The following is a 12,491-nucleotide window of genomic DNA, read 5'->3' on the forward strand; positions in this document are numbered from 1 at the left end:
CCAGCCCCCTAAGCCCGTCGGGACGTCATTGCATTAGGTGTTCGGCAAGCCTCACAACTATAAGCACATTAGGGTAAAGAGAAAATATGTGAATTAAAGGAGTGGTGATTTGGAGATTTTATTAGGAATCTTTTCAATTTTAGTATCGGTTTTCTTATTGGTTTTATTAATTTTCGGTCTTATACAATGCAAGAAAAATCACTTCATTGAAGGATTTTACTTCTTTCTTATTGTCATATTCCTAAAAATATATTATGTTATTGCACCTTTTACAATAAATCGATTCATTGATTCTTACTTTGTAAACCCAACTTTACTACCGCTGAAAATGACAATAGGGGAAATGATTACATTACTGAATTTCATTCCTAGGACTCTGGAAGTTATTGCTTTTTTCTTTCTAGTTGTTGGACTGTATCGAATGTGGAAAACTAAGACTGCCTCATAATCTATCATTGCAACTTTTAAAATTAAAGTTAGCTTTTCATACTGCAAGAAATTTAGAATACCCATCATTTTAGCGGGTATACCTTCATTCCGGCATGATTGATATTCACTTTGACCATGACAGCAGAGATAGAATGAGCGGTTAATACTTGCTTGTTTGAACGCTTTAATTCCTTCCAAATAGCAGTCTTTCGTCGAAATAGGAAATGCTCCAAACTATATACGTCCGATTTTATCGCCCTGTGAAAGAAACGGGCATCTGTTTTTCCTCTGCATTCTCGGCCAAAAGCCGAATAGGGGGCGGATCCCTAAAAAAGGGATCCGCCCCCTATTCGACACGGTTAAGAAAGCGTTTCAACAAGCCGTATAACAACAGTGAATGAACGACGATCCCGGCTCCGAAAACAATCGCTTGCCGTTGCCAGTCGGTTTCCGCCGATACTTGTTCCAGAAACAGCTTGGAAGGCCAATAAGTCGGGAGTAAACCGGCAAACCATTGCCATGGTTCGGCCACAAGATAAGCGCCTGCGGGTCCGAGCAAAGTCAAGGTGATCAACTTGGACAACGCCAGCCCTTCGACCTTGTTGGCTGAGAAGGCAACCAGAAACAAGGCGAATAGGGGAGCTTCCATTACGAACAGGAGGAGGGGAAGCATCCGGTTGCCTGTTAGCTCGGAAATCCCGGAGACGACAACGAACGCCAGGGACATGCCGGCACCGACGAAAACCGGTGCGATTAGACGGTAGGCGAGGTATCCGCTCTTACGAAGTGGAGAAACGGCATAATAATCAACGATGTGTTCGTCCCGTTCATCCAGCATTAGCAAACCTGCCGCGACGCCGATTAGTTGAGGAATCAGAACCAGCATGAACAAAGAAATGAACATCGTATGGTCCGTCAAATCATAGCCGCTTCTGTTCGCCAGCCACTCCGATAACGACGGCAATCCCAGCCTGGTCATCAGGATGAGCAGCAGGGGGCCGATAAGAATCAGCAAGAGCATCGGGTCCCTGGTTAAGCTTCTCATATCGCTATGAAGCAGTGTTCTATATTTGTTCATGACGACGTCCTCCATCTGCATATCGTACCGTCGCGCTTAACAGGCGTATCGCAAGAAATCCGGCCATTACGATCCATACGATCAGAATGGCGATAGCGTATCCCCCTTCTCCATGCGAGAGAGGATGCAGCGAGCCGGACATCAGCAGCAAGGAGCCGTACGTAGGCAATAACCAGTATAACGGCATATCGAATACATTAAGAAAGCCCAGAACGGGAAAGACGAAAACCAACGAGTACGCCTGCGAACGGATCAGGAAGCCGTTAATCGATCGGCTAGGGAGCGATGCGACAATGCCGATCAGAGTAAAAAAACACGAAGTCAGCAAGACCCCGAGACAAAAATAGATCGGAGCTGGCGGCCACCCGCCGACCGGAAGGTGAATTGCGAATGCCGCCGCCAGCGATAGCAAGCCGAGGGAAAGGCACTTGGCCAGTAAATACTCTGCTAGTTTAATAGGTGTTGCAAAAAGACCGCTCCATATGCCCATATCTCGTTCTAACAACACGATGCCTCCTGCGAGCAGCAAGCCCAGGGCGGACGGGTCTGAGAACGTGAGCAGGACCAGGGTTGTGTCAACATAAGAATCCGGTATCATATGCAATAGGCCGACGTAAACCGAGCAGATGAATACATACACGAGATAAAAGCGTTGTTTCCACTGAAACCGTACGTCGAACAAAAACAGTTTCCAGGCCCTCATTGGAGAGCCTTTCCCGTCACCGTCATAAATACATCCTCCAAAGACGCCTCCATCGTATGCATGGTCACGATACGATGCGAGCGAATTAATGTCGAAAATCTATCGTTGTCTCCAATGCCTTCTAGCTGAAAATCCTCGGTCAATCGCTTATTCCCTTGTTCATACTCAACTCTTACCTTTCTTTCTCCGCCAAGAAGCTTCAGATTACGGGGAGTGTCTATCAGCCGAATTTCCCCGTCTACGATGAAGGCAACCCGATCGCACAATTGCTCGGCTGCCTGCATGTTATGCGTTGTGATCAATATAGTTGTACCTTTAGCCTGTCGGGCTTGAATGAGGCGCTTCAGCATGTCGGCGTGAGCCGGATCAAGCCCGGAGGTAGGTTCGTCAAGAAAGAGCAGATCCGGATCGTTTAGAACAGAACGACAGTAGTTCAGCCGCATCTTCATCCCCTTGGAAAATTGTTCGACCTTCTTGTGGGCCGCTTCTTGTAATCCGACCTGCTCGAGCAGCTGCATGGGATCGGCGCACCGGTTTTGATACAGAGAGCCGAAGTGGTTTAAATTCTCCAATGCGGTGAACCGGCTATAGAAATGGGGAAATTCGAATGCAACACCGATTCGTTCATAATAATCGGAGCCGGCTGAGCGGATTTCCTTCTCAAATACACGCACGGAGCCGCCATACTTCCGCAGCTTGCCAATCAGCACATTCTGAGTGGTGCTCTTGCCTGCGCCGGAAGGGCCGAGGAAGCCGAATATTTCCCCTCGACCAATGCGAAAGTCGAGGCCGCGCAGCGCGCGTTGCGGCGAGGCTGGATAAGCGTACGTTAATTCGTTAACCTCGATCATAGGCGGTTACACTCCTTCCTTAGCGGCAAGTCCATCTGCGACAGTAGTAATCAGAGCATCCATCGTCGCTTCGTAGACCGCATCTCCTATGGTTTGCTTGTGAAGCGAGAGCAAAATAATAGAACGCAGCATGCTGACGATGAGCTCCGGGTTCATGTCTGTGCGCAAAATGCCCTCCGCCTGCCATTGTCGGATCAACGGCTCCAGCTTCCGGACATCCGTTGCGTAATTACGTTCTAGTTTATCAGAGGGCAGTTTGCGAACAATGGCTTCAAATTGCTCGGGAAGAAGAACTTCGCGAAGAATCGGATTTTCCGTCATGAGCCGAAACCCCTCCTTAAAAAACAAACGAAAAGCTTCCTTGCTCTTCGAAGTGCTCTCGAGCTGTCGAAGCATGATCTGTTGGATAGCCTGTTCCTCCTCTTCCATCAGATCGAAGAACAGCTCCTCTTTGGAACGGTAAAACAGGTAAAACGTGCCTGCGGCAATTCCTGCAGCCTTCGCCAATTCTCCAACATTCGTTTTTTTGAAGCCGTATCGGGAAAAGAGCGAACGGCCAGCTTCGAGCAACTTTTGCTGAATTAATGATTTTTCGTCCGTATCGAATTTTCGGGGCATAATCCTCACCTCTTTTGTGAATGTATGAATAATATTATATTTCATTCATTGAAATATGCAACAAAAAACCGCCTGACATCTGCGGTTTGCGTTGGGGCTCGGCATCGGAGTCGCACACGCGAGCCTATTTTTTAATGCGAATATACTCTCTAGGCAAAAAGGGTGCAGGGTCCTTAGCTTGGTTCGAGGATTGGGCGGAGTAGCCCGAGGGTAAAGGATCGTGCAGTTCAACTCCGGGATTATCTACAATGAGAGAGTTGAGGCAGTAGGCAGCGAAGAGCAGCGATGCGAAGAGGAGCAGACTGTAAATGATTTGCCGCAAAGGCATAGGAGATTCCTCCGTTTGATTCGTCGGGCGGGACTGCGCCTATTGAGAACGTTCATGGGTTTATAGAAAAAGTGTTCCCTTGCCGGGGAGAACAATATACTCAGACCAGCTCGTTTTCGAAAAAGCTTTACAAATCAATGTGAAAGAAGTATCCTTGTTAAGGAAAACATTGAGAACAAAATAATAATGCTTTAATCGGAGGAGCCTGCCAAAAGCGGGCTCCTTTTGTTTGCGTGCGAGTCTGTTGGTGTAAAAAAGGAAACAATAGTCCATGTATCGGATAGAAGGAGGAAACACGATTGTCATTGCTTCATAGTGCTATACTGATTCCTTTGGCTTGGGCCGTACTCATGCCGTTATTCGGCAGACGACTCGGGAATCTGCATGCAGGTTGGCTCGTCTTGCCGATTCCTATCGTCCTTTTCGTTTATTTCTGTATGCAGCTTCCGCTTGTAAGCTCCCAGTCCGTGATGAAGACCTTAGCTTGGATGCCTTCGATAGGTCTTGATTTTACAGTTTATCTTGACGGACTATCCCTGATTTTTGCCTTGCTTATCAGCGGGATCGGGAGCTTGGTCGTCCTTTATTCCACTTTTTATTTGGATAAAAACAAGGAAGCGATCGTTTCTTTCTATACGTATTTACTTATTTTCATGGGAGCCATGCTCGGCATTGTTCTTTCGGACAACTTGATCGTGTTGTACGGGTTTTGGGAATTGACCAGTATTTCTTCGTTTTTGCTGATCGCATTCTGGCATCAACGGCAAAAATCCCAATACGGCGCGCAGAAATCGATGCTGATTACGGTGTTTGGCGGGTTGGCGATGCTCGCCGGGATTATTCTGCTGTACGTCATGACGGGAACCTTCAGCATAAGGGAGATCATACCTCAGGTCGCACAGCTGGCGGACGATCCGTTAATCGTTCCTACACTCATGCTTATTCTGCTAGGGGCTTTTACCAAATCGGCTCAATTTCCTTTCCACATTTGGCTGCCGGATGCGATGGAGGCGCCGACCCCCGTCAGCGCATATTTGCATTCGGCCACGATGGTGAAGGCCGGGCTATATTTGGTCGCCAGGCTAACGCCCGTATTCGCGGTGCAGGAGCAATGGTTTTGGCTGATATCGGGCGTCGGTCTGATCACGCTAATCTACGGCTCCTTACAGGCAATCAAGCAGAAGGACTTGAAGGCGATGCTCGCCTATTCGACAATCAGTCAGCTAGGACTGATCATGTGCTTGCTCGGATTAGGTTCGGCCGCTGTTTTAAACCCGGATGGGGCGGGAGGAGAAATGTACGCTAAGGCCACGGCTGCCGCTCTGTTCCATCTGCTGAATCATGCGATGTTCAAGGGGGCGCTGTTTATGGTCGTCGGGATCGTAGATCACGAGACGGGAACACGCGATCTGCGCAAGCTTGGCGGTCTGATGGCGCTGATGCCGGTTACATTTACAATCGCCGTTATCGGCGCAGGCTCAATGGCGGGTCTGCCACCTTTTAACGGATTTCTGAGCAAGGAAATGTTTTTTACGGCGGTGCTGCAAATTCGGCAGATGAGCATCGGCGATCTGTCCGCATGGGGAGGGCTTGTGCCTGTTGTGGCGTGGATTGCGAGCGTGTTTACGTTCATCTACAGCATGGTTCTCCTTACTCGCACATTCGGCGGGAAGCTGCAGTCGGATCAACTGGAGGTCCAACCGCACGAGGCTCCTATGGGTCTGCTCTTCTCTCCTGTCGTACTGGCCTCTCTCGTTATCGTAACTGGTCTGTTTCCTAACTTGCTTGGCGCGGCCCTGGTTGAACCGGCAATGGAGGCGATTCATCCGACGCTGCTTGCTGCGGGCGAGAGATTTGACGTCCATCTCCAGTACTGGCACGGCTGGACACCCGAAATATGGATGACGATCGGTGTCGCCGGTGTCGGAACGGGCGGTGTGCTGCTTTATCGCCGACTGAAGCTTCAGAACAGGCCGTGGTCGAACGCGCTGAACGCGAACCTGTTGTACGATGGCGGTCTTCGCCTGCTAGATGGGTTATCCCGCCAAGTAACCGACCGCTATATGACCGGTTCAATTCGACGCTACCTGGTTTATATTTTCGTCTGCTTCATAGGGGCGCTCGGGATTACCCTGTTGTGGACAGGCCAAATCGGATGGTCGGAGATGAAGCTCGCGCCTGTCTCGGCATATGAAACGATTGTCGTCTGCGTAATGGTAGTCGCCGCATTGGCCATTCCCTGGATCAAGAATCGGATTGCCGCCATATTGGTGACCGGAGCAGTCGGGTATATGGTCACGCTGTTGTTTGTCCTGTATCGCGCTCCGGATCTTGCTTTGACGCAGATGATTGTCGAGACGGTGTCGGTTGCATTGTTCCTGCTGTGCTTCTATCATTTGCCCAAGAACGATCTGGCAAGCAGCGCTTCTCGCGGTAAATGGCTTAATCTGACGATTGCAGGAGGAGCAGGTTTTATTGTGACCCTCATCGTCATCGGCGCCAGCGGTCCCCGGAATTTCGAATCGATCTCTAGCTTTTTCGTTCAGGAAAGCTATCGTCTAGGGGGCGGCAAAAATATGGTTAACGTCATCTTGGTCGATTTTCGCGGCTTCGATACGTTGCTGGAAATTACGGTGCTGGGCATTGCCTCGCTAGGTATTTATTCGATGATACGCTTGCGTCTTGCGGAGACGAAGCAGCGGGGGGAAATGCGGGGGAATCGTCTGCCGTTAAACGGGATGGCGAATTACAGAAGCAACGATGTCATCCTGAAAACGATCTCCAAGGTGGTCGTGTTTATTATCGTCGCCTTTTCGCTATATTTGTTTCTAGCCGGACATAACAATCCCGGCGGCGGCTTTATCGGAGCCTTGATGACTTCGGCAGCGCTTGTACTGCTGGCGGTTGCGTTCGGGCTTGAGGTCATCGAGAAGGTGCTGCCGATCAACTTCCGTCTGCTGACGGCGGCAGGCTTGCTGATTGCCGCACTGACGGGAGTGGGCTCCTTCTTGTTCAATGTTCCGTTTCTCAGTCACACGTTCGGTCATTTTGAATTACCTCTGCTCGGGGATACGGAATTGGCTACTGCTGTACTGTTTGATCTGGGCGTGTACTTGGCCGTCGTCGGCGTCACGATGACTATTATACTGACGATCGGGAAGGAGGAGCGTTAATGGAGTTGATTATGGCAATTGCCATCGGCGTATTGTTTGCGGTGGCGGTATATCTCATGCTGTCCAAGACAATATTTCGCATCATTCTTGGCACGATCGTGCTGTCGCACTGCGTTCATTTGTTGTTAATGACAATGGCTCGGTTAAAACAAGGAGCGGCTCCGATTATGGGGGAGGGGAAGAGCGCGTTTACCGACCCCCTTCCTCAGGCGCTGATTTTGACCTCCATCGTCATTAGCTTCGGCGTCACCGCTTTTTTGTTCGTGCTTGCTTACCGCGCTTATCAGACACTCGGTACGGACGATATGGACGAGATGAAGGGGGAGCCGGACGATGAACAATAGCGTAGTGCTTCCGTTGATTATTCCTCTGCTGACAGCCATCTTGCTCGTCTTTCTGCCCCATAGGGTAAGAGCCCAGCGGATGATTGCCCTACTCGGCGTATTGGGCAACCTTGTCGCTGCTCTTGCGCTAATCGGGCAGATTGATCGGAACGGTATTCAGACGCTCCATTTGGGCGGCTGGGCTCCGCCGTACGGCATCGTCTTCGTGGCCGATATGCTGAGCGGCTTGCTTGTTCTAACGACATCCGTCATTAGCCTTTTTTGCTTATGGTTTATGTTCAGGAGCGTCGAAAAGCAGAGAGAAAAGATGTATATATATCCTCTGTTCCAGTTTCTGCTCGTCGGCGTATACGGTTCCTTCTTGACCGGAGACTTGTTTAATTTGTTTGTCTGCTTCGAGGTGATGCTGATCGCTTCCTATGCGATGATGGTATTGGGCGGATCGAAGCGTCAGCTGCGAGAGACGCTCAAATATATGATGGCCAACATTTTGTCTTCGGCGCTGTTCGTCGCGGCGATGGCCTACCTGTACGGTGCTGTTGGCACGCTGAATATGGCTCATCTGTCACAGCGCGTGGCAGAGCTAGGCCAGGGCGGCATGCTGGACGTGATCGCGGTGCTGCTGCTGCTCGTCTTTTCCTTAAAGGCAGGCCTGTTCTTGTTCTTCTGGCTGCCCGGCTCGTACAGCGCTCCGCCCGCAGCCGTTCGCGCTCTGTTCGGCGGCTTGCTGACCAAGGTGGGCCTGTATGCGATGATTCGCGTATTCAGTCTGATCTTTTATCACGATTCGCAGGTCACGCATACCTGGATAGCGGCGATGTCGGCGGCTACTATGATTCTTGGCAGTATCGGGGCATCGGCGTACAGAGATGTGCCGCGCATTATCAATTACAATGTGATTATCGGCGTGGGCTTCGTGGGCTTTGGTCTGTCTCTAGGCGCCGTCCATGCGTGGGACGGAATCATCTTCTATTTGCTGCACGATATGCTGGCCAAAACCTTGCTATTCGTCCTTGCAGGCATGCTCATTGCCGCAGCCGGCACTGAACGTTTGCAGGATATGGGCGGCTTGATCAAGCGATATCCGCTTCTAGGCTGGCTGATTTTCGGCACGATGCTGGCGCTTGTAGGTATCCCGCCGCTCAGCGGTTTTCCAGGGAAGTTGCTGCTTCTGCGCAGCGGGATTGAAGCGGAGTCGTACTGGCTGTTCGGGATTGGGCTAGCCTCCAGTTTTTTTGTCCTCTATTCGCTGCTGCGTATTTTCCGTATGGCCTTCTGGGGAGCGGAAAAGGATACCAAGGTGGACAAGGGTATGGGTGAAGAGGGAAGAGCACAGCGGGCGATTACCGGAATGGCTCCCGCAACCTTGGGGATGTTTGCGCTGCTTATAGCCATGGGGCTGGCCGGGGAACGGGTGTACGGTCTGGTGAGGCAAGCAAGCGAGGTGCTGGGCAATGCCGCACTCTATATCGATGCTGTCATGAAAGGATAGTGGCCAAATGGCTTTTCAACTTCTGCTTAATATGTTGTTGTCCATTACCTGGATGTTTTTGAACAACGATTGGACGGCTGCGGGCTTTATTATCGGCTTTGCCTTGGGACTGTTGATTTTGATCGCTTTCCGTCGTTTCTTTCATCAACCGCTGTATGTCAAAAAATTGTGGGCAATCGTGAAGCTTCTATTGATCTTTACGAAGGAACTGTTCGTTTCCAGCTTCGCTGTCGCAAAGCACGTCGTATCTCCCAAGCTCAACATGCGTCCGGGCATCTTCACCTTTCGAACGGTCCTTCAATCCGACTGGGAGGTTACAATTCTTGCCTGTCTGATCTGCCTGACCCCCGGGACGTTGACGCTGGAGATTTCGCGAGACAGCCGAACACTGTTTATCCATGCGATGGACATAGAGGATGCGGATGAACTTGCAGAGCAGATCAAGCTTTCCTTCGAGCGTGCGATACTGGAGGTGAGGCATGCATGATCGTTTATTTGCTGCAGCTTAGTCTGGTTCTTCTTGCTATAGGAATGGCAGCCTGCCTGTATCGTTTGCTGAAAGGTCCATCGCCGGCCGACCGGATTGCTGCGCTGGACACGATCGGAATCCATATGCTGGCGATGGTGGCGGTATTCAGCTTGCTTCAGCGGACGCAGGTATATCTGGATTTAATTCTGGTGATCGGTATTTTGACCTTTATCGGAACGGCCGCCTTTGCGCGATATATCGAAAGGGGAGTGGTGATGGAACGTGGAGACGCTGACAACGATCTTTGAATACGCCGTTGTGCTGGCCGTTCTTTTTGGCGTCGTCTTTTGCCTGCTTGGCGCATTGGGGCTCGTACGGATGCCCGACGTATATTTACGATCCCATGCCGCCACCAAGAGCGCTACGCTTGGCGTGCTTTGTGTGCTTACGGGAGCGTTTCTGTATTTTGCGCTTTTCGAGGGCCACATCAGCGCGAAGCTGCTGCTAGGTATCCTATTCGTGTTTTTGACTTCCCCGGTTGCGGGGCATTTGAATGGCCGCGCAGCATACCGCAGCGGTGTCAAGCTGTGGAGAAGAAGCGTGAGGGACGATTGGGGGAAAGCACTCCTGCAGAAGGAGAAAGGCGTTTCTTCTCAAGAGAATGGTCGGCAGTAAGGCGGAGATTTACGAAATTGGGGACAACAGGACAGCCATAGGCCGCTAGGCTGTCCCCGAACATTTTTTAGCCGGTTCCAAAACACTTATGCATAAATTCGACTGGTATATCATTAAAGTATGGTGGGAAACCTATATACTGACAATGCAGTTTTGAAACTTGGAGGTTTTTGCATGAAGGACCATCTCATTATTTTGATTAGAAGTTTTTCAGCATTCATAATCTTAATGGTAATTGCGAGAGCGCTAGGAAAGCAAACCCTCTCTAACATGAACTTTCATGATTTCGTAACAGCAGTCATATTGGGAGCTATAGCAGCCAACTTTGCATTTAATGAAAAAATAGAAGTTGCCCACATATTAATAGCCCTGTCTGTCTTTACAATTACTTCATATATTTTATCCAAGCTTTTTTTGAAATTCAGAAAATTTAAGATGTGGACAGAAGGAACACCTACCGTTCTCATAGAAGGAGGGTTAATTCTGGAAGACAATTTGAAGAAAAATAATATGACGATGGATTCTTTGAACGAACAGCTTCGCCAGAAAGAGATTTTTAATATAGAAGATGTGGAGTACGCTCTCCTTGAGGTTAACGGTAAACTATCTGTTCAAAAGAAAAAGGAACTGCAAGCCGTGACATTAAAGGATCTACAATTAAGTGTAGGTAATGCCACACAGTTCCCTATTGAGCTTGTAATCGACGGGCGGCTTTTGAATGAAACTTTAAAATCCAACCGTATCCCCGAATCATGGCTGCTTTCCCAACTGAAGGCACGAGGCAAAAAGTTAGAGGACGTATTCTACGCCGTTAAAGGCAGTAATGGCCATCTTTATGTGGATGATTATAAGGATAATATTCAGCATCCAATTGATGTGGAATAGCAGACTTTTGGTAAACAGCTACCTAAGATTCAACGTAATCAGATAATTATATTTTGCAGCGTGCTTAAGCTCATCCAAAATGATACCTACCATATACTGTATCTTTATAGATGCCAGCACGCAATCCAAACCAGATGTTACGGTATCGCTCCACTGCACCCAACTCCCCCATCAAAGCACGTTGTAGACCTTCTGTATAGGATTGCACTCGCTCATATTGCTCGCTGCTTATGCCATAAATTTCCTTTCCCGTTAAAGCCCGATACATCTCTCTAAACATTTTGTTGTGACCGCGCTCATCGTTTGCGGAAATCCTGTATTCCAGATAGGTACAAAATCGACCCGCATATAGTATGAATTTCCCCAGCAAGAAGGTACTTGATACAAGTTTGTCTCCTCCTAACTAGAAAGTATATGAGCGTCTGCCTATATCGGTTCCGAATATTAGGGTAAAAATGACGTTCCACTCTCCCTGGTGAATAACCGTTTGGTCCGGGTGACACGTTCTGGATCAGCTTTGAGCAACAAAAACGCAAAGCTCGAAATGATCCAAGGCTTAGCGTATATTTTCGTTAAGAGGTTGGTGGAGCCTCTATTTCTTATTCGCAAGACGAATCTTAGGGATGTATATGGCGGACAAGAAAACGATAGCCTGCAGGAACCTTCAGCCTTTCTTGGGCCTTGTACTTTCGGCTCTCGTTCTGCACGAATCCGTTGGTTGGCTTATCTTTGTTGTGAACATTGGAGTCATACTGTGCGTAGCAATCGCACATCGATTCGCATCAAAATAGTCTAATTCAATAGATGGAAGTGGAACGAGTGAAGAAGTTAGGTTTTAGACTTGGAGTTTATGTGTTTAAGGATGCGGAAATCATCGATTATGCCGCTCCTTACAGCGTGTTTTCCGTTGCCCGCCAGCTTGAACCAGCCCTTGATGCGTTTCTCGTAGCGGAGTCGATGCGGCCCGTACAGACACAGGCCGGCTTTACAGTTCTGCCCAACTACAGTTTCCAGGATGAGCCAGACATGGACGCTTTTCTGATCCCTGGCGGATTTGGTACACGTCAGGAACTAAACAATGGACGGCTTCATCGTTACATTCGCTCATTGCCGGAGACGTGCTTGCTCACAAGCGTCTGCACCGGCTCGTGCATTTACGGGATGATGGGACTGCTCGATGGGATTACCGCGACCAACCGGAAAGAGCCAGATCCTCTTGAAGCATCCGGGGCGGGCAAGGTGCCGATTGATCGTCTTACGGAAATTGCACCTGCGTGCCGTATTAGTTTGGCTCGTGTCGTGGATAGTGGAAGAATTATCACTGCTGGCGGTATTTCGTCCGGGATGGAAATGGGATTCCACCTTCTGCGACGCGCGGGCTATGACGAGGCGTTTATTGCCGATGATTGAGTATTCTATGAAAATCTAATTGATCTCACCTTCAGC

At 49.4% G+C, this 12,491-nt stretch carries 12 protein-coding genes; 8 read left to right on the forward strand and 4 right to left on the reverse strand.

The window, feature by feature from the left end; genetic code table 11:
- Positions 1 to 775: 775 nt before the first annotated feature.
- The 4 genes from J4772_RS13670 to J4772_RS13685 form a co-directional block, all read right to left on the reverse strand.
- Entirely contained in the window at positions 776 to 1,507 is a 732-nt protein-coding gene (locus J4772_RS13670) for an ABC transporter permease (RefSeq protein ID WP_209075629.1), read from the reverse strand.
- The gene (locus J4772_RS13675; RefSeq protein ID WP_209075630.1) at positions 1,494 to 2,012 is read right to left on the reverse strand and encodes a fluoroquinolone export ABC transporter permease subunit; all 519 of its coding nucleotides are present in this window, start codon (positions 2,010 to 2,012) and stop codon (positions 1,494 to 1,496) included. Before J4772_RS13675 ends, J4772_RS13670 begins: the two co-directional genes overlap by 14 nt.
- 194 nt (positions 2,013 to 2,206) lie before the next feature.
- Complete coding sequence (locus J4772_RS13680) at positions 2,207 to 3,061, reverse strand: ABC transporter ATP-binding protein (protein WP_209075631.1); 855 nt, start codon at positions 3,059 to 3,061, stop codon at positions 2,207 to 2,209.
- 6 nt (positions 3,062 to 3,067) lie between these two features.
- Positions 3,068 to 3,679 carry a TetR/AcrR family transcriptional regulator gene (locus J4772_RS13685; protein ID WP_209075632.1) on the reverse strand — a complete coding sequence of 204 codons (612 nt, stop codon included), beginning with the start codon at positions 3,677 to 3,679 and terminating at the stop codon, positions 3,068 to 3,070.
- Between the two features lie 627 nt (positions 3,680 to 4,306).
- On the opposite strand from J4772_RS13685, the gene J4772_RS13690 reads away from it, so the two are divergent.
- From J4772_RS13690 to J4772_RS13725, 8 genes are all read left to right on the forward strand, one after another.
- Positions 4,307 to 7,180, forward strand: a complete 2,874-nt coding sequence (locus J4772_RS13690) for a Na+/H+ antiporter subunit A (RefSeq protein WP_209075633.1) — start codon at positions 4,307 to 4,309, stop codon at positions 7,178 to 7,180.
- Positions 7,180 to 7,524: a Na(+)/H(+) antiporter subunit C gene (locus J4772_RS13695; RefSeq protein ID WP_209075634.1), complete on the forward strand. Its 345-nt coding sequence runs from the start codon at positions 7,180 to 7,182 to the stop codon at positions 7,522 to 7,524. The genes J4772_RS13690 and J4772_RS13695 overlap by 1 nt, the downstream gene beginning before the upstream one ends.
- Positions 7,514 to 9,016 carry a Na+/H+ antiporter subunit D gene (locus tag J4772_RS13700; RefSeq protein ID WP_209075635.1) on the forward strand — a complete coding sequence of 501 codons (1,503 nt, stop codon included), beginning with the start codon at positions 7,514 to 7,516 and terminating at the stop codon, positions 9,014 to 9,016. The genes J4772_RS13695 and J4772_RS13700 overlap by 11 nt, the downstream gene beginning before the upstream one ends.
- Before the next feature lie 7 nt (positions 9,017 to 9,023).
- Entirely contained in the window at positions 9,024 to 9,503 is a 480-nt protein-coding gene (locus tag J4772_RS13705; protein ID WP_209075636.1) for a Na+/H+ antiporter subunit E, read from the forward strand.
- Entirely contained in the window at positions 9,500 to 9,793 is a 294-nt protein-coding gene (locus J4772_RS13710) for a Na(+)/H(+) antiporter subunit F1 (protein WP_209075637.1), read from the forward strand. Before J4772_RS13705 ends, J4772_RS13710 begins: the two co-directional genes overlap by 4 nt.
- Positions 9,777 to 10,160 carry a monovalent cation/H(+) antiporter subunit G gene (mnhG, locus tag J4772_RS13715; RefSeq protein WP_209077142.1) on the forward strand — a complete coding sequence of 128 codons (384 nt, stop codon included), beginning with the start codon at positions 9,777 to 9,779 and terminating at the stop codon, positions 10,158 to 10,160. Before J4772_RS13710 ends, mnhG begins: the two co-directional genes overlap by 17 nt.
- Positions 10,161 to 10,334: 174 nt before the next feature.
- Positions 10,335 to 11,045 (forward strand): DUF421 domain-containing protein, encoded by a 711-nt coding sequence (locus J4772_RS13720; RefSeq protein WP_209075638.1) that lies wholly within the window; start codon positions 10,335 to 10,337, stop codon positions 11,043 to 11,045.
- An 819-nt stretch (positions 11,046 to 11,864) separates the two neighbouring features.
- Positions 11,865 to 12,455, forward strand: coding sequence for a DJ-1/PfpI family protein (locus J4772_RS13725; protein ID WP_371822858.1), 591 nt, complete (start codon positions 11,865 to 11,867; stop codon positions 12,453 to 12,455).
- Positions 12,456 to 12,491: the final 36 nt, after the last annotated feature.

The sequence above is a fragment of the Cohnella sp. LGH genome, from assembly GCF_017671885.1.
GTDB lineage: Bacteria > Bacillota > Bacilli > Paenibacillales > Paenibacillaceae > Cohnella > Cohnella phaseoli.